At 71.2% G+C, this 17997-nt stretch carries 16 protein-coding genes; 11 read left to right on the forward strand and 5 right to left on the reverse strand.

Annotation, left to right across the window (positions count from 1 at the left end; all coding sequences use genetic code 11):
• Positions 1-2: 2 nt before the first annotated feature.
• Complete coding sequence (locus C516_RS0108380; protein ID WP_018717923.1) at positions 3-1115, reverse strand: alkene reductase; 1113 nt, start codon at positions 1113-1115, stop codon at positions 3-5.
• A 94-nt stretch (positions 1116-1209) separates the two neighbouring features.
• Positions 1210-1872, reverse strand: a complete 663-nt coding sequence (locus tag C516_RS0108385) for an AbiTii domain-containing protein (protein WP_018717924.1) — start codon at positions 1870-1872, stop codon at positions 1210-1212.
• Between C516_RS0108385 and C516_RS0108390 the strand changes: the two genes are divergently transcribed.
• The 10 genes from C516_RS0108390 (at position 1871) to murI (ending at position 11039) form a co-directional block, all read left to right on the forward strand.
• Complete coding sequence (locus C516_RS0108390; protein WP_084594134.1) at positions 1871-2959, forward strand: AEC family transporter; 1089 nt, start codon at positions 1871-1873, stop codon at positions 2957-2959. The two genes, C516_RS0108385 and C516_RS0108390, sit on opposite strands and share 2 nt — an antisense overlap.
• Before the next feature lie 11 nt (positions 2960-2970).
• Positions 2971-3312, forward strand: coding sequence for a DUF3301 domain-containing protein (locus tag C516_RS19050; protein ID WP_084594135.1), 342 nt, complete (start codon positions 2971-2973; stop codon positions 3310-3312).
• Between the two features lie 131 nt (positions 3313-3443).
• Positions 3444-3953, forward strand: coding sequence for a phosphatase PAP2 family protein (locus tag C516_RS0108400; RefSeq protein ID WP_018717927.1), 510 nt, complete (start codon positions 3444-3446; stop codon positions 3951-3953).
• Positions 3954-4373: 420 nt separating this feature from the next.
• Positions 4374-6734 (forward strand): helicase-related protein, encoded by a 2361-nt coding sequence (locus C516_RS0108405; protein WP_018717928.1) that lies wholly within the window; start codon positions 4374-4376, stop codon positions 6732-6734.
• Between the two features lie 31 nt (positions 6735-6765).
• Positions 6766-7230, forward strand: coding sequence for an FxsA family protein (locus C516_RS0108410; protein ID WP_018717929.1), 465 nt, complete (start codon positions 6766-6768; stop codon positions 7228-7230).
• Positions 7227-7916, forward strand: a complete 690-nt coding sequence (locus C516_RS0108415) for a CPBP family intramembrane glutamic endopeptidase (protein WP_018717930.1) — start codon at positions 7227-7229, stop codon at positions 7914-7916. The genes C516_RS0108410 and C516_RS0108415 overlap by 4 nt, the downstream gene beginning before the upstream one ends.
• 129 nt (positions 7917-8045) lie before the next feature.
• Positions 8046-8549, forward strand: coding sequence for a hypothetical protein (locus C516_RS0108420; RefSeq protein ID WP_156831173.1), 504 nt, complete (start codon positions 8046-8048; stop codon positions 8547-8549).
• A 51-nt stretch (positions 8550-8600) separates the two neighbouring features.
• Positions 8601-9404 carry a hypothetical protein gene (locus C516_RS21395; RefSeq protein WP_211210595.1) on the forward strand — a complete coding sequence of 268 codons (804 nt, stop codon included), beginning with the start codon at positions 8601-8603 and terminating at the stop codon, positions 9402-9404.
• 142 nt (positions 9405-9546) lie between these two features.
• Positions 9547-10080 carry a DUF2937 family protein gene (locus tag C516_RS19055; RefSeq protein WP_018717933.1) on the forward strand — a complete coding sequence of 178 codons (534 nt, stop codon included), beginning with the start codon at positions 9547-9549 and terminating at the stop codon, positions 10078-10080.
• 134 nt (positions 10081-10214) lie between these two features.
• Entirely contained in the window at positions 10215-11039 is an 825-nt protein-coding gene (murI, locus tag C516_RS0108435) for a glutamate racemase (RefSeq protein WP_018717934.1), read from the forward strand.
• A 102-nt stretch (positions 11040-11141) separates the two neighbouring features.
• On the opposite strand, the gene C516_RS0108440 is transcribed toward murI, so the two are convergent.
• Positions 11142-14636: an FAD-dependent oxidoreductase gene (locus tag C516_RS0108440; protein ID WP_018717935.1), complete on the reverse strand. Its 3495-nt coding sequence runs from the start codon at positions 14634-14636 to the stop codon at positions 11142-11144.
• Positions 14637-14872: 236 nt separating this feature from the next.
• On the opposite strand from C516_RS0108440, the gene C516_RS0108445 reads away from it, so the two are divergent.
• A complete protein-coding gene (locus C516_RS0108445) occupies positions 14873-16192 on the forward strand; it encodes a hypothetical protein (protein WP_156831174.1) in 1320 nt (439 codons plus the stop codon).
• Between the two features lie 4 nt (positions 16193-16196).
• On the opposite strand, the gene C516_RS0108450 is transcribed toward C516_RS0108445, so the two are convergent.
• Complete coding sequence (locus C516_RS0108450) at positions 16197-17297, reverse strand: histone deacetylase family protein (RefSeq protein ID WP_018717937.1); 1101 nt, start codon at positions 17295-17297, stop codon at positions 16197-16199.
• Position 17298: 1 nt separating this feature from the next.
• Complete coding sequence (lexA, locus tag C516_RS0108455) at positions 17299-17898, reverse strand: transcriptional repressor LexA (RefSeq protein ID WP_018717938.1); 600 nt, start codon at positions 17896-17898, stop codon at positions 17299-17301.
• Between the last annotated feature and the right edge of the window lie 99 nt (positions 17899-17997).

Consider the following 17997-nt stretch of genomic DNA (forward strand, 5'->3'; position numbering starts at 1 on the left):
GACTACGCGGTGGCCGCTTGCTCCATGAACGGGTAGTCGGTGTAGCCGCGTTCGTCGCCGCCATAGAAGGTGCTGGAGTCCGCCTTCTGCATCGGCGCGTCCAGGGCGATGCGCTGCACCAGGTCCGGGTTGGAGATGAACGAGCGTCCGAACGCGACCAGGTCGGCGTAGCCGCTGGCGACGGCCTCGCCCGCCATTGCCGGGGTGTAGCCGTTGTTCGCCATCCAGCAGCCGGGGAAACGCCGGCGCAGGGCGGCATAGTCGAAGGGCTGGAACTCCCGGTCCCCCCCGGTCGCGCCCTCGATGATATGCACGTAGGCGAGGCTGCGGGCGGCCAGGCCGTCGACGACGTGCTCGTAGAGCGGTGTCGGGTCGCTCTCGCTGATCCCGTTGGCCGGGGTCACCGGAGAGATCCGGATGCCCACCCGGCCGGCACCGACGGCCTCGACGATGGCGTCCGTGACCTCGAATAGCAGACGGGCGCGGTTCTCGATGGAGCCGCCATAGTCGTCGGTGCGCTGGTTGGCGCCGTCCTTGAGGAACTGCTCGATGAGATAGCCGTTGGCGGCGTGGATCTCCACGAGGTCGAAGCCGGCGTCGCGGGCGCGCTCGGCGGCCCGGGCATAGTCGGCGACCAGTCCGGGGATCTCCGAGGCCTCCAGCGCCCGCGGCTCGGAGACGGGCTCGAAGCCATTGGCGGTATAGGTCTTGGCCTCGGCGCGTATCGCCGAGGGGGCGATCGGCGCCTCGCCGTTGAGCAGTGACGTGTGGGAGATACGGCCCACGTGCCAGAGCTGCAGTGCCATACGGCCGCCGGCCTCGTGCACGGCGTCGGTCACGCGGCGCCAGCCGGCCACCTGCTCGTCGCTGTGGATGCCGGGGGTATAGAGATACCCCTGGCCGTCCGGTCGGATCTGGGTCGCCTCGGCGACGATCAGGCCGGCGCCGGCGCGCTGGCTGTAGTACCGGGCCATCAGCTCGGTGGGGGCGTTGCCCCCGCCGGCGCGGTTGCGGGTAAGCGGGGCCATGACGATGCGGTTGGGGACCGCCACGTCACCGACCCGGAGCGGCTGGAACAGGGGCTCGACGGCGGGATTGCGGGGTGACGACTGCATGTTGCTCCCTGAATTTGATCGTTACACGGACTGTTAGTATAAGAACAATTGATCCGTCCGTGAAACCCCCGCCCGCGCTGTCCGGCTGTCGCCGTCAGCCCGCGAACAGCCGCGAGAAGAACCCGCGCCGGCGCGACGAGCTGGCCGCCACCTGTGCCCGGGCGTGCTCGGCAGCGGTCTCCACGAGGTTGTGGAAGTCCTCGTCCACCGGCTCCGCAAGGGTCCGTTCCTCGCGGCTGAAGGCGCTGCCTTCGCCCTCGACCCCGGCCTCCAGCATCGCGTCCGCCCACGCGATCAGGCCCTGGCGGACGGTCTCCAGCACCGTGGGGATGGCCGTCTGGGGCAGGGCGAGGGATAACCGGGTGTCGAGTCTGGCCTCCTGCTGAAGGGCGGCGAGCTCGTCGCCGTCGAACTCCATCCGCGCTGCCCCGCGCGGGCCCTGCTCCTCGATCTGGGTCTCCAGGTCCTCCACGCCGGTGCGCAGCTCGAAGTGCGACAGCCGCGAGGCCATCGCCGGAGAGATGGGGGCCTGGATCCAGCCGTCGCCCGGGCGCCAGGCGATCAGCACGCCGCCGTCGCCACGGCGGTAGTCCGGCAGGGTGGCATCATGGGCATAGCCGTTCAGCTCCGTCTTGAGCCAGTCGAGCGTATGCCGGGTGCGCAGCACCGTGGCGAGCAGCACCGCCCGCTGGACCAGCGGGGCCACCCGGCCACCGGACTGCGCCTCGTCGCGAATCTCCGCGATCACGCAGGCCATGGGCTCTTCTCCTCCTCGTTGTCCCGCCGATCCGGGGTGGCCGGCGGTGTTATGCTGTTGTTTTACCGCCATAGTAGCGGCGGATCGACAGCTACTGTGTGAAGCGCATCACCCTCGACGGGGTTGTGTCCACCGATCAAGGAGGCCCGTCCTGCTCGCCATCCTCAATGCCCTGGCCCCGGTGTTCTTCGTCATTGCGCTGGGCTGGGGGCTGACCCGAACCGGCTTTCTCTCCGAGCGCTCCCTGCGCGAGCTCAATCGTGTGACCTACTGGGTGGGGCTGCCGTCGCTGCTCGTGCAGCGCATCGCCTCCGCGAACCCGGAGTTCGGCGCGGTCACCGGGCTGCTCGCGGTCGCCATCGGTGCCACCGTGGGCGGGATCCTGATCGCCTACGTGGCGGCCCGGATGCTGGGGTTGCCGGCCTCGGCGACGGGGACGTTCGTGCAGGGCGTCTTCCGTGGCAATCTCGCCTTCATCGGGCTGCCGGTGGTGATCTATGCCTTCGAGGCGGTTGAACGGGCGCCGGTGGCAGCGGCGCAGTCCAGCGCGCTGCTGCTCTTCGGTCCGCTGGTGGTGCTCTACAACATCGCCGCCGTCGTGGTGCTGCTCGCCGGCCGCGGCGGTGGGGCCGGGATGATCCGCGGACTGGCCTACGGCCTGGTGACCAATCCTATCCTCATCGCCTGCGCGCTGGGGCTGGGGCTCGCCCTGGCCGGGGCGACGCTGCCGGTGATGCTGGACCGCAGTCTCGCCGCGGTGGGGCAGATGGCACTGCCCCTGGCGCTGGTGTGCATCGGCGGTACCCTGTGCACGTCCCGCGTGCGCGGGCGGGTGCGCTGGGCGCTGGCCGGGGCGGTGCTCAAGGTTGCGGCGCTGCCGGCGATAGGGGCGCTCCTTGCCTGGGCGCTGGGGCTGTCGCCGGCTCACACGCGCATCGCGCTGATCATGCTGGCCTGTCCGGCAGCGTCCGCCTCCTACGTGCTGGCACGCCAGCTCGGCGGCGACGAGGCTCTGGCCTCCAGCCTGATCCTGCTGAGCAGCCTGCTCGCCGTGCCGGCGATGATCGTGGTCCTGGCGTTCACCTGAGGGGGGAGGCGATGACACCGCCCGGGTTGCTGCCGCTGACGCTGCTTGCCGCCCTCGCCATGGCCTGGTGGGTGAACCTCCGTGCGCGGGCCGCGGCGCTGGGACGCTGCCGGCGCGTGTGCACCCGGCGCGGCGTCACCCTGCTCGACGATACCGTGGCCCTGGAGCGCTACTACCTCGTACGCGACGCCACCGGGCGGCTGCGTCTGGGGCGGGTGTACCGCTTCGAGTTCAACGGTCCGGAGCAGGAGCGCGGCCGCGGCTGGGTCCGTCTCGCCGGGCCGGTGGTGGTCGCCGTCGCGCTGGAGCGCGCCGACGGCGGCGCGGATGTGGAGCACCCGGGCACCGAATAGCCCGCTGACCGTAACCCGTCATAACCGCGTCACCGCACTGCCACCTGCCCGGGGCACGCTGAGGCCGTTGCAACCACGGCGAGGGTGCGTCGATGCGGCCGACACGGGCGATTGCAGGCTGGGGACGGGTCATGACGGCGGAGCGGGCGTTGTGTCTGCACGCCAACCGCGCCTGCCGGTTCACCACGGTGCGCTGGCTGTTCACCGGGGTCAGCCGCCTGGGCGACGGGGTATTCTGGTACGTGCTCATGCTCGTGCTGCCCCTGACCCAGGGGCGCGCCGGAGCGGAGGCGAGCCTGCGTATGGCGGCGTTCGCGCTGGCGGGGCTAGCGGCCTACAAATGGGTGAAGGCACGCACGGCGCGGCCGCGCCCCTGCGCCACGGACGCCGGCATCCGCTCGGCGACGCGCATGCTCGACCAGTACAGCTTCCCCTCCGGCCATACCCTGCATGCGGTGGGCTTCACCACCGTGGCGGCGGCCCACTTCCCGGCACTGACCGGGGCGCTCGCCGTGCTTACCGTGCTGATCGCCTGCTCCCGGGTGGTGCTCGGCCTGCACTATCCCACGGATGTCGCCATGGGGGCCGCGATGGGCTACGCCATCGCCCGCGGCGTGCTCGAGGTGCCCGCGGCGTACTGATCCGGCCGCGATCGTTACCGCAGCTCGGCTGCTGACGGCCACCGACATCCTCCGTTTCACGCGGTTTGATGTTGGCTGCCAGGAGCAGCCAACCTACGGGAACTCGCGTAGGTCGTGCGCCGCAGGCGTGCGACATTCCGGCGTGCTCATTGAAGATGTCGCACACAGCACGCGGCCGTGCACGACCTACCGGTCTGCCAGGAGCGGCCAACCCGCGCGGCCTGTCACCGCCCGGGATTCCTGCCGTAGATCGGCTGCTCGAGGCAGCCGACACTCTCCGTTTCGCCGCGTTGGATCTTTGCGGCCTGGGGCGGCCAGCCTATGCCGCCCGCCACGACGCGGATCCGGTGCCGAAGATCGCGCACGAGTTACTGCGCCGGCCCTTGGGCTTGTCGCCGCGCGCGGATACCCTGTCGGGCCATGACCGAGAGCGCGCCCCAACTCCCCATTGACGTCATCGAGCCGTCCTTCCGTACCGCCCTGGCGCAGGGGCCGGTGGTGGTGTCCGCGGCCACAGGCTCGGGCAAGTCCACGCGGCTGCCGCTGTGGGCGCGGGGGCAGGGGCGGGTGCTGGTGATCGAGCCGCGCCGGCTCGCGGCCACCAGCCTGGCCGGCTTCGTCGCGGGCAACCTGGGCGAGTCGCCCGGCGGCCGGGTGGGCCATGCCATCCGCGGTGATGTCCGCCACGGTCCGGACAGCGAGGTGGTGTTCGTCACACCCGGTATCGCCCTGCGCTGGCTGGCGGCGGACGGGCTTGCCGGTTTCGCCACTGTCGTGCTGGACGAGTTCCACGAGCGGCGCTGGGACACGGACCTGCTCCTGGCGCTGCTGCGTGCCCGCACGGAGGGGCCGCGGCTGGTCATCACCTCCGCGACGATTCAGGGCGAGCGCCTGGCGGGCCACCTCGGTGCCGAGCTGCTGGAGGCGGCGGGCCGGGCCTATCCCGTGAGCGTCCACCACCTCGGCGACGATCCCAGGGGGATGCCCGACAGCCGTGAGCTGAAGACCCGCCTTGCGCCCGCAGTGGAGCGGGCCCTGGCGGAGACGGAGGGGCACGTGCTCGTGTTCCTCCCCGGCCGCGGGGAGATCGCGGACGCGGCGCGGGCGCTCGGCGGGGTCCAGGCGGAGGTCATCGCGCTGCACGCGGGCGCGCCGGCGGCGGACCAGCGCCGGGCGTTGAGCCCCGAGGGGCCACGCCGGGTGATTCTCGCCACCAACGTGGCGGAGACCTCGCTCACCGTGCCCGGCGTCACCGCCGTGGTGGACAGCGGCCTGGAGCGGCGCACGATGCGGCGCAACGGCCGCACCGTGCTGGCGCTGCAGGCGGTCTCCCGCGCCAGTGCGGACCAGCGCAGGGGGCGCGCCGGACGAACGGCCCCCGGCGTATGCCTGCGCCTGTGGGGCGAACGCGCGCCGCTCGCCGAGATCACGCCGCCGGAGGTGGTCCGCGAGGATCTCACCGAGCTGGTGCTGGCCGCCGCGTGCGCCGGGCGGGATGCCGCGGCGCTCGAATTCCCCGAGGCGCCGCCGGACAACGCGCTTGCCGCCGCCCGGGCGCGGCTGCAGGCCATCGCTGCGCTGGACGAGACGGGTACGGTGACGGAACGCGGCCGCCGGCTGTTCTCGCTGCCGGTGGACGCCTGGCTCGCGCACCTGGTGGTGGCGATGCCGGACGCCGTCACGGCGGCCTTCATGGCCGACCTCGCCGCGGCGCTCTCTGCCGGCCGGGGGCTGGCGTCCCCGCCCGGCGATCCGGACGAGCGCGAGCGCCTGGGCAAGGCCCTGGGCCGGCGTTGCGATGCGACGCTGCGGGTGGCGGCGCTTCGCGGTGTCGATCTGCCGGGGGTGCGCGTGGACCGGCGCCAGCGGACCGAGGCCGGGCGGCTGGCCGCGCAGCTGCGCGAGGCCATGGACCTGCCGGGCACCGCCGGCGAGGACGCGGATCTCGCCACGCAGGCCGGCACCGCGCTCCGCGCCGCCGCGGTGGCGATGCCGGAGCTGGTGCACGTGCGCCGCACCAAACGTCGGGAAGCACTGGCGAACGGGCAGGGCGAGGCGTTCCCGGTTGGCGACAGCCTGTTCGGCGAGGAGGACGAGGCCGCACTGGTCCTCGACGATCACAGTGTCCCCGGCCGTCGCGGCACGCGGCAGAACGTCACCCTGGCCACCTGCCTGTCGCCGTTGCCGCTGGATGCGCTCCCTGAGCTGGGGATCACGGAGACCCGTCCCGGGCCTGCCGCGCTGGAGGACGACGCCCTGGTGGGTACGGTGGTCCACCATTATGCCGAGCGCACCATCCGCGAGGACCGCGAGGTCCTGACCGGCCCGGCGGCCCGGCGGGCCGCGGCCTCGCTGATCCTGGAAGACCGGCTGCTCGCCCCGGCGGGTGAGCGCCTGCGCGAGGATATCGATGCCTGGGCGCTGTACGTCGCGCTGGGCCACGGCGAGGGCGGGGTGCCCGAGCCGCAGGCGTGGCTCGCGGCCCGGCTGGGTGAGCTCGGCATGGAGGAGGGCGCGGATCTCACGCTCATCGAGCCGGGGGATCTCGCATTCGATGGCGTCCCGGGGTGGGAAAGGGACTGGTTCGACCGCACGTATCCCCGTGAGGTCCGGCTGACCGACCTCCACATGCGCGTGCACTATGATGTCCGTCGCCGGGAGGTCATCGCCGAGAAGGTCTCCGGCGTGCGCAAGCGCGACCCCCGGCGGTGGGAGCTGCCGGTATGGTCCGGCTGGCGGGTGAAGTTCCGCCAGGCGAGCCGCGAGGTGGAGGTGCGGTGACCGGCCGCCCAGTTATCAACGGAGTAGAGCCTTGCCATTACTGATTCTGCTGCTGTTCATCGGTGCGCCGCTGATGGAGCTGTACGTCCTCATCGAGGTGGGGAGCGCCATCGGTGCACTGCCGACCATCGCCCTGTGTCTGCTCACCGCGGCGGCCGGTACCGCGCTGCTGCGCCAGCAGGGGCTGGAGACACTCACCCGCGCGCGGGCGAACATGAACCGGGGCAGCGTGCCCGCCATCGAGCTTTTCGAGGGCGTGGCGCTGGCACTGGGCGGTGTCCTGCTGCTCACTCCGGGATTCATCACGGACGTGTTCGGGTTTGCCTGCCTTATCCCCTGGACACGACGGTTCCTGATCCGCTGGGTGCTGCGCCACGTCCACGTGAGCTACGGCCCGCCGCCGGGAAATGGGCCCGGGGGCGGCTACGGCCAGCGTGGTCACCGTGACGTCATCGAGGGCGAGTTCCAGCGCAGGGATCCGCGGGACGGGCAGTGAGCGCCCGCTCCCGGACGCCGGGGCGGCTCGCCGCCCTGGCGGATCTGTGTCTCGCGCTGGCCCTGGTGCTCGCCGCGGGCAGTGCCGCGCCGCTGGTCGTCGCCGGGTTCGCGCCGGCGAGCGGGCTGATCGGCGTGGTCGTGGCGCAGGGCGTGGTGATCCTCGCCGGCCTCGCGCTGCTCTGCTACTGGCGCGGGGTCACCTTCACGGGGCTTGGCCTGGTTGCTCCCGGCTGGCGGGACGTGCTGCGCGGCGTACAGCTGCTGGTGATCGTCTTTGCCGTCAACATTCTGCTGCGGCTGTTCGTCATGCAGCTCTTCCCGGACGCCGTCAGTGGCCAGCTTGCGCGCATCACCGAGCTCGGCAACCGGGTCGCCGGCGGGATAGGCGTGCCCGAGCTCCTGGGCCTGAGCCTGTTTATCGGCCTCTACGAGGAGCTGCTCGCGCGCGGCTTCCTGCTCCAGCGCGCCCGCGCGCTGCTCGGCGGCCTGTGGGGGCCGGTGCTGCTGTCCTCCCTCCTTTTCGGCCTCGGCCACGTCTACCAGGGGGCGTTCGGCGTGATCCAGACCGCCCTCGTCGGTGCCATACTCGCCGTCGCCGTCCTCCGTTACGCCAGCCTCTGGCCCGCCATCATCGCCCACGCGCTCATCAACGCCGTGTCGCTCTGGGTGCTTGCGGCGACGTAGCCGTCCCGGCGCTCTCTGGACAATCCCTGCCATGCCGTACAGCCTTCACGCTCGGGCCGGTCTTTCGTGTACGGCATGGTGCCGGTGATAAGCACGGATGCGCATTCGTGAGACGGTGAGGGGACGGGCATGCGGCGGATATCCGATTCCAGGCGCCAGATGCAGGGCGGTCTCACCCGCGCGACCGGACCGGGGCGTCGTATCCTGCTGGCGTTCTGTCTGGTCTGCGGCATCGCGGCGGTCACGCTCAGTGCGCTGGCCGGCCGGTTCGAAGTGGCCGCCTTCCTGCCGTTCGCCGGTGCACTACTCGTGTGGCAGTGGCAGAGCATGTTCACCGGGCTGGTCGACGACGTCTACGATGCCGGCGATGCACTCGTGATGCGCGACGGACGCGATACCGAGCGAGTGCCCCTGTCCGGCCTTGCGGACGTGGATTTCCGCTGGTGCCCGCTAAGCGGCAGCAGCCAGCGGGTTCTGCCCGTGCTGCACCTGACGTTGCGGGAGTCGTGCCGCTTCGGCAGCGCGGTGCGGTTCATCGCCCGGACGGCGCACAGCGGCCCTTCCGCGGCCGCGCAGGAGGCGGCGGGAGAGCGCATGGCCGAGGATCTCCGGCGACGCATCGATCGGGCGTAGCGCGCACGCTGCGGTAAAACCAACACCACAACGCCCCCTCTGGATCCCGATATGAGTACGTCCGTCGTTTCCTTCACCCCCATCGATGGGCCGTTCGCGCCCTATGCCATGGGCGTGTATCCACGCGTCGCCCTCGCGCCCGCGGACGACCGGCCGTGGGCCGCTATCGGCGGCGGAGGCGGAGGAGGAGGTGGTGGTGGTGGTGCAGCCGGCGGTGGTACCGGTAGTGGCGGTTCCGGCGACGGGCCATTCGCCAGGGTGATGTTCGCAGTTATCGCGATAATGGTTGTGATCCAGCTCTTCGTGACTTTCGTGCCGGAGCCGGAGGATATCGACCGGCGTCTGGTGGAGGCCGTCATGGTGCTTCCCGGGAGCAAGGTGGATGCCCTTGACGAGATGTTCATGCGGGCGGAGTTCTCCACCCCCGAGCAGCGTCGCGCGGTCCTCGACAAGCTGCTGGATATCACCGATCCCACGGATATCAGGGAGGGAAGTGTCCATGTGCTCGCACGCTCGGACGCCCGGCGTCAGCTGATGGACAGGGCGAAAGACCGTTACCGGCAGCAGATCGAACGCGCCGGCCTGGGCGAGTTCTCCACGGCGAACCTGTCCAGCCTCCGTGCCGGCGACCCGCGAACCGAAACCGTGCTCCTGGGCTTGATCGTCACCCGCCCCGCCGAGAACGGGGAGACCTTCTCGGGTGGCAAGTGGGAGACACGCGACTTCCTCTGGAGCCTGACCGGCTCCAGCTCCAGGGGGCCGCTGGCCCTGTATCTCTACTACGCGCCGGACCCCGGGAAGACGCTGAGCGAGTCGGTGGCCAATCGGCTGCTTCAGCGGCTTGGTGATGTGTGACGAGAGCGCGTGCTCCTGGGGGCAGAGGTGCTGGATGCCGGGCCGCCTTATTGAGACCGTGGACAGGTCCGGCTTGCATGCCTGTCCCGGTAGCGAGAGGCTTTCGTGTACCCGTACCCGGCGCGTCCGAGGTTGAGAGCCTGTGAAGACCCTGCTTTCCTGTGCCCGCCTGTTTGTCCTGCTTGGCACGGCGCTGCTGGCCGTGCAGGTGCCGTTCTATGTGGGCCAGTACGGGGAGACGCTCGCCGCACACTATGCGGAGTCGCAACGGAGCCTGGGACAGTTCCAGGACGAGGCGGACCGGTTCTTCGACGGCAGCATCGCCGAGCTGGTGTCGCACTATCGCGACAGTGACGACGAGGTGTTCCAGGCGGGCGGCGAAAGCATCCAGGCGATCTATCACCGCAACCTGGTGCTGGAGCGCAGCCTGACGCGGTACCGGACGGGGCCGGTGAGTGCGTATACGCAGGCCCTGGTCAGGCCGGTGCCGGAGATCAAACGGGCGGTGCTGAGCGATTACTCCTACGTCATCCGGCTGGATCCCGGGGCGATCGTGTTCGGCCTGGGGGTCGGTGTGGCGCTGACGCTGGTGCTCGAGCTGCTGGCACGTGGCGGGATGTTGCTGGTTCGGTCGGCGCGGCGGCGGAGACGGGCGGTTTCCCGAGGCCGGGCCTGACCTGCATCAGGGGCCCCGACCGTCGAGAGCCCTTCCCTTACCCCCTCGAATGAAGGGCGCCGGGCCTCGTTTGGTGCGGTTCGGTGCGGGGGTATACTGCAGGGGTCGCTCACACTTGGCCGTATCCGCCCCTGATGCAGTCCGAACAACCGATCGGGATTTTCGACTCCGGTGTCGGCGGTCTCTCTATCGCCCGCGGCATCCGCGGGCTGCTGCCGGCGGAGGACGTGCTCTACATCGCCGATTCCCGCCACGCGCCCTACGGCGACAAGCCCCACGACTTCATTCTCTCACGCTCGATGGCGCTGACGGCGTATCTGGTGGAGCAGGGCGCAAAGGCGGTGGTGGTGGCCTGCAACACCGTGACCCTGGCGACGATACGTGCGCTGCGCGAGCGTTTCGAGGTGCCCATCGTCGGCGTGGAGCCGGGGGTGAAACCGGCGGTGCTGGCGAGCCGCAGCGGAGTGATCGGCGTGCTGGCCACGGCGTCCACCGTTGCCAGTCCGGGGATCCGGTCGCTGATCGGGCGGTTCAGCGCGGGCAAGCGCGTGCTCCTGCAGCCCTGCCCGGGGCTGGCGGACCAGGTGGAGCGGCTCGCGCTGGATACGCCGGAGACCCGCTCGCTGGTATCGCGTTATCTCGAACCGCTGATCGAGGCGGGGGTGGACACGCTGGTGCTGGGGTGCACGCACTATCCCTTCCTCACGCCGCTGATCCGCGAGCGGGTCGGGTCGGACGTGGAGATCATCGAGACGGGGGAGGCGGTGGCGCGGGAGGTCCGGCGCCGGCTGGCCGAGGACGATCTGCTTCGTGACGAGTTTTCCGGGGCCGCCCCCGGCAGCCGGCTGTTCACGAGCGCCAGGGAGGCCGGTACGCAGCGGATTCTGGAGGCACTCTGGCCGTATCCGGCGGCCATTTCCGTGTTGCCGGGGCTGCCGAGCGTGCCTGCACGGACCTGACCGGCGCCATATCCAGCGGTGACGGCCCGCGCGGGGCCGCTTGCGTGATCGCGAGGGCCGACGGCAGCCGGCCGTGAATGGCCGGCCCCGGTCCCCCGCGGTCTATCCGCCCGCCGGGTTGTCCGCCTGGGCCTCCCGCTCGAAGACGTAGTCCAGCCACTGGCCGGTGAGGCGGTCGGTGAGGCGGTTCTGCTGCTGCCGCGCGGAGAGGTTGTCGATGTCGATCCACGACAGCGGCTGGTCCTGGCCGGCGCAGGTGAATACCGGGCGGGTGCGCTCGCCGGTATCCGGGTCGATCTGCCACTGCAGGCACTGGGCGCACACGCCCTTCATCATGCACTGCATGGGCGAGCCGACGGTGCCGAAGGCCTCCACACCGGGGGCGAAATAGCTGCGCAGCTCGCCCTTGAGTGCGGCCTGGAAGCCCTTGAGCAGTCCGGTCCCGCCCATGACCATAACCCGGTCCACGTCCGACAGCGGGATGCCGTCGGCGGGGCCGACCTCGCCGTCGCCGTAGCGGCGGACGAGGTCGAGCATGTCCGTGGCGACGAGGCTGGTGTCCTGCGGCCGGCGGGCCTCGATGGTGGGCTCGCCGGCGGTGCACCAGAGGATCTGGTCCGCGCCGCCCTCCAGCTCGTCCTGGTGGTCCACGTCGCCGGCCCTGCCGAAGGCGGCGACGTAGAGCACGCGGTTGCCCGCGGCACGCAGGGCGGCGCCGATGTCGAGCATCACCGCCGCGCCCCAGCGCCCGGCGACGACCATGATGGTCTTGCCGGTGGGCATGTCCGTGGGCGCGCCGGTGGGGCCCATGAGTACCAGCGGGTCGCCGGGCTGGAGCCGGCCGACGAGCCGCGGGCCGGCGCCCCACTGGAGGATCATCAGCCGGATGCAGTCGCCGTCGACGCCGGTGCCGCTGACCGTGAGCAGCGGGACCTGGAGTCGTGTGCCCTCGACCACCGGGCTGGTACTCTCGAAGGTCTGCAGCCGGAAGAACTGGCCGGCGCGGAAGTTCCGTGCGGCGAGGGGGGCACGTACCCAGACCTCGGTCATCGCCGGATTCTCGCGGTTGACCGAGACCACCCGGGCGCTGAACTGCTCGTCCATCTCGGCAAGGAAGCCCGCGGCGCTGGCGTCCGAGGCCTGCGGTTTGGACTGCACCGAGCGCAGGATCTGCGGATAGCTGCGCTTGGCGGAGGCGATGGCCTTGACCACGCTGCCATTGAATGCCGGGTGGGTGTCGCCGATGAAGCTCACCCGGTGGCCGTCCTCGTCATAGGAGGTGAACGGCCCGAACTCCGGGGACTTGCAGTGATCGGCGTCCTCCACGGGCTGGAGCTCCTCGCGCCGGGCGATGTGCGGGAGGAAGTGGTTGCCGTTGAGCGCGAAGGTGCGCGGGTACTCGCGCTCGTAGATGGTGTTGGGCACCGTGCCCGCGGCGACGAAGATCGAGCGGGCGTCCAGCGTCACCTCCTCGCGGGTGGCGAGCCAGCGCCCCTCGACGCGCTGCATGCGCCGGCAGACCAGCGACTTCACGTGGTCGTACCGGTCCACGTCCGCGTACAGCGGCTCCAGGCCCTCCGCGTAGAAGAGCCCCTCCTCCATGGCCTTGGTGAGCTCCTCGTGGTTGCGCGTGTACGCCGGCGAGGCGTTCATACCCTTGCGGTAGGCGATGGTCACGCCGCCCCACTCACGCAGCAGCGGCGCGAAGTCCGGCGCCTCGCCGGCGGCCGCGGCGCGCTCGCGCTCGGCGCGCACCGCCCGGCCGTGGGCAAGGAATTCGGCGAGGGTCTCGCGGTCCTCGTCGTTGAGCGAGGCGGTCACGGCCTCCTCGCCACGGGCGGCGGTGAGGGTCTCGTAGCGGTGGAGGACCTTCTCCACCTGCTTGATGTAGTAGGCCTGCACCTCAGTGGCGGTGTCGACGCCGGTGAGTCCGCCGCCGATCACCACCGCGGGCAGCCGTACCTGGAGGTTGGCGAGGCTGGAGTCTTTGCCTGCGCCGGTGAGCTGCAGCGCCATGAGGAAGTCGTTCGCCTGGCGCATGCCGCGGGCGAGGCTGTTGCCCATGTGCAGGACCCGCGGCAGACCGGCGCCGGTGGCGATGGTGACGTGGTCGAACCCGAGCCGCCAGGCGTCCTCAAGGGTGACGGTGCCGCCCAGGCGCACGCCGCCGTGGACGCTGAAGTTCGGCCGCCGGGCCAGGGTCAGGTAGATGAGCTTGAGGAAGTTCTTGTCCCAGCGCACGGTGATGCCGTACTCGGCGACGCCGCCGAAGCCCATCAGGATGCGCTCGTCGAGGTCCTCCACCAGGTCGGACCAGCGTTCCACCGGCTCCTCCAGCAGCGCCCGAGGCAGGGGCTCGATCTTGAGCCCGTCCACGCCCACCACGGTGCAGCCCGCCTGGGTGAGGTGATGCGCCATGGTGAAGCCCGCCGGGCCCATGCCGGCCACCAGCACCCGGCGGCCGTTGTCCGCCGCCGGCAGGAACTGCTCGGCGCGCAGGGGGTTCCAGCGGGTGAACAGGTGGTAGAGCTCCACGCCCCAGGGCAGGTCGAGGACGTCGGTGAGGCAGCGCGTCTCGATCTGCGGGATATCCACCGGGTCCTGCTTCTGGTAGATACAGGCCTTCATGCAGTCGTTGCAGATGCGGTGGCCGGTGGCGGGGATCATGGGGTTGTCCACCATGGCCACGGCCAGCGCGGCGAGGGTGTGTCCGTCGCGCTTGAAGGAGTGCATCTCGGAGATCTTCTCCTCGACCGGGCAGCCGGTGAGGGTGTTGCCGAGCGGGTCCTCCTTGAGGCCGAGCTCCGGGGAGCCCTTCTTCTCCGGGAAGCCCTTGGAGCAGAAGTCGCCGTCGTGCTCGTGGCAGTAGATGCAGTAGTGCACCTCGCCCTGAACGGCGCGGGCGCTGGCGCGGCCGTCCGTGAGCCCGAAGCCGTCGCGGCGGCGCTTGTGGCCCTCGCCGGCCTCGCGGCGTGCGACGCCGTCGCCGGTCTCCTGCAGCGGCACCAGTGCGGTGTGGTCGACGCGCTGGGGCAGCCGGAAGCTGGTCCAGCCGGCGACGGTGCGGGCGGCCTCCGGCTCCTTGCGTGCGAGCTTGCACCAGGCGGTGACGCGCTCGATGGCCTCGGCGTTGGCGTCGCTGTCGGCCAGCAGGCCCATCGCGTAGGTGGCGACGCGGTGCTCGCGGTCGCCGTCGTGGCCGCCGGTGCGCTCCTCGAGCCAGGCGTCCAGCTCTGCGAAGGACGTCTCCACCGGCCGGCGGTGTTTTTTGACCCGCCGCTGGACGAACTCCTGCTTGAAGCCCATGACCACGTCGTGGGAGAGGGTGGCGGCGCGGGCGCGGTCCAGCGCGGCGCCGATGTCGAACAGCTCGCCGAGGAATTCCTCCAGTTCTGGGCCCAGCTCCAGCAGCAGCGCGCTGGTCTCCGTGGCGGACAGGGGTTCGCCGCGGCGGTAACGCAGCAGGCGGGTGGCGAGTTCAGGCGCCCGGGCGGCGAGGCGGTCACGGAACAGCGCGTCAAGTCGGGCGAGGCCGCCGGGCTGCTGAAGGGCCTCGAAGCTCAGGCCGAAGCGCTCGAGTGCGGAGTCGAGATTCATGTGTCAGTCGGATCGCTGTGGCAGTTGATTCGGGATCGCGACGCAGGGCCGCGGCAGAATGCAAGGATGCGGCGGCGCCGTCGTCCCATCAAGTCAATCCGCGTGCGGTTTTTGCCGGGCGGTGGCAGGCGCGACCCCGGGGCGGTGATACCGGGCTGATATACTGCCACGCTTTGCCCGTTATGGCCCCGGCGGTGGTGGGCCGCCGGGCCAGGTGTGGCGTGAAGGCGAGGGCGATGGAAGGCAGACGGATGCGCGCGCAGGCACGGCGCCGCCGGCGGCGCGGCGTCGCGGGCATGGCGCTGGCGGTGGCGATGGCGTGCGCCGGCGTGCACGCCTTCGTGCCCGTGGTGCCGATCGCGCTCGCCGGTGCGCTTACTTGGCTGGCGGGGGTGCTGCTGTGGCCGGACGTGGCCTCGCGTACCCGTCGGCAGGTGCTCGCGTTGCTGGCCGCCGGGGGCGGGGGGCTCGCCTGGACGGTGGCCAATGGCGAGCCGCCGGCCTGGGGGCGGGCGCTGGCGGGTAACGCCGCGCTCATCGGCATGCTCTCCGCGGTGGGGTTCCTGCGCCTGATCGCCGCGCCGGCAGGCGGCGGCGAGGAACGGTTGCCCTCGGGACGGCGCGGGGTGGTGGGCACTCTGCTCGGGCTGCACCTCTTCGGTGCCGTTGTCAACCTCTCCACCGTGTTCATCATGGCCCACCGCATGGTACGCGACGGCGATCTGGATGACCGACAGCTGCGCGTGCTCACCCGCGGTTTCGCGTCGGCGGCATTCTGGTCGCCGTTCTTCGCCGCCATGGCGGCGGCACTCACCTACGCCCCGGGCGCGCGCCTCGGGTCACTGCTGATGGTGGGCCTGCCGCTGGCCGGGGTGGCGCTGGCGGTCACCGCTGTGGAGCTGGCCCGCGGGCCGCTGGCGGACTTCCGCGGCTATCCGCTGCACTGGGGCAGCCTGTGGCTGCCCGGGGTGCTCGCCGCGATCATCCTGACCGGCCACTGGTGGGACCCGACCCTGTCGGTGCTCGGCATGATTACCGTCCTCGCGCCGATGCTCACCGCCGCCGTGCTGCCGTTCCGCGACCCGGAGCCGCTGCGGCTGCTGGGCCGGCAGGTCGTCGCGCGACTGCCGCTGATGGCCAACGAGCTGGGCCTCTTCCTCGCCGCCGGTTTCCTGGCGGCCGGGCTGCAGGGCGTGGTGGCGACCCTGGGTGGCTGGGTGCCGTTCGACCACTTCGGGGGGCTGCAGGCGGGCATGGTGCTGGCGTTGATGGTCCTGGTCTCGCTGGTGGGGGTACACCCGGTGATCGGTATCGCCGCCTTCGGCACGCTGTTGGCGCCCCTGTCCCCCGATCCGAGCCTGCTGGCGATGACCTTTCTCACCGGCTGGGGGATAGGCGTCGCCGTGAGTCCGCTCTCCGGGCTCAACCTCGCCCTGCAGGGGGCCTACGAGGTGGCCCCTACCGGGGTACTGCGGCTCAACTGGCGCTACGGTGCCGTGATGGTGGTGGCAAGCACCGTTGCGTTCGTCCTTTATGCCCGGCTGGCGCTGGGCTGAGGGCTCAGCGCTCCTCCACAAACGCGCTGCGGTGGAAGGCCGCGGCGGCCGTGACCTCGGCCACGCCGCTCTCCTGCGGCTCGGGTACCTCGCCACCGGCGAGGACCTCCAGCACCGCGCGCACCCCCTGGGAGAGCGATTCCGTGTGGTAGCCCCCCTCGAGGACGAAGGCCAGGCGTCCGCCGCAGTGGCGTTCCGCGATCTCGCGCACGATGGCGGTCATTGCGGCGAAGCCCTCGTAGGTGACGTTCAGCGCCAGGTCCAGGCGGTGGGCGTCGAAGCCGGCGGAGACCAGCACCAGGTCCGGCTCGAACCAGTCGGCGGCGGGAACCAGGAGCTCCCGAAAGGCCTTGAGCATGGCCGTGTCGCCGGCGCCGCCGGGCAGCGGGACGTTTACCGTCGTGCCCTCGCCGAGCCCGACACCCACCTCCTCCAGGGCGCCGGTGCCGGGGTAGAAGGGCGAGGCGCGATGGGTGTCGAAGAACAGCACGTCCGGGTCCGCCCAGAAGATGTCCTGGGTGCCGTTGCCGTGGTGGACGTCCCAGTCGACGATGAGCACGCGCCGGCAGCCGAGCCTGGCCTGGGCGTGAGCAGCGGCCACGGCGACGTTGTTGAACAGGCAGAAGCCGCGGGCGCGCACCGGCTCGGCATGGTGACCCGGTGGCCGGACCAGGGCGAAGGCGCTCGGGGCCTCGCCGGCGACCACCGCCTCCACCGCGGCGATGGCGGTGCCGGCGGCCCATTCCGCCGCCTCGACGCTGCCCGGCGAGACGGCGGTGGTGTCCACGTCCACCCAGGCGTGCTTGCCGCGCAGCGCGAAGATCGTATCGAGGTACGTCCGCGTGTGCACGCGGGCGAGTTCGTCGACCTCCGCCTGCCGGCCGGGGCCGAAACGCACGCCGGCGACGGGCTCGCGCTCGAGCAGTTCCAGGATCGCGGTCAGCCGTCCCGGGTGCTCCGGGTAGTTCCACTGCACGCCGAGGCCGGCGAGGATCTCGCGGACCCGCCGCTCCAGCCGGCCGGGGAGGAAGGGGTCCTGCGCGTCCGGGCGGTGGGCGAGCATATGCCCGTCGTGGAGGACAAGCACCTCGCCCGCGCCGGTCATGTCAGTTGTACCGCCGCATCTGGCCGACCACCACGCCCTGGACGGCAACCTGGTCCGGGTCGTAGCGCTGGGGCGCGTGGTCCGCGTTGGCGGGGTGGAGGATCACCTCCTCCGGGCGCTGCTCGATGCGCTTTAGGGTGGCGGCCTCGTTGTCGATAAGCGCGACTACCACCTCACCGTCGCGGGCATGCTCGCGGTGCTCGACCACGACCCAGTCGCCGTCGTGGATGCCGTCATCGATCATGGAGTCGCCGCGCACCTGCAGGACGTAGCACTCCCCACGCCCGCGCAGCAGCTCGGGCACGGGCACCGGTTCGACGTCGGTCACCGCCTCGATGGGCAGGCCGGCGGCGATGCGCCCGAGCAGGGGCAGGGTGTCGCCCTCCTGCGCCGCCCCGGTGAGGTGGACGCCGCGGCGGCGGCCGTTCATCGGCTCGACCAGGCCGGCTTCAACCAGCGCGCTGATGTGCTTGTGCAGCGAGCCGCGCGAGCGCAGCCCGAAGGCGCGGCAGATCTCGCCCAGGGTCGGGGCCTCGCCCTCGCGGGCGCAGTCCCGGAGGAACTCGAGGATGTCCTGCTGGCGGCGTGTGAGAACCGGCATGGTGCTTGTTCGTTCTCTCTGGGTTCTATAATCTTTTCATTCTCGACGGGCTCCCCCGCGGATGCAAACGCGAACGGCGGCGCGGCGCCGTTATTGAGC

Origin of the sequence: Arhodomonas aquaeolei DSM 8974 (assembly GCF_000374645.1) — a bacterium.
Classification (GTDB): Bacteria; Pseudomonadota; Gammaproteobacteria; order Nitrococcales; family Nitrococcaceae; genus Arhodomonas; species Arhodomonas aquaeolei.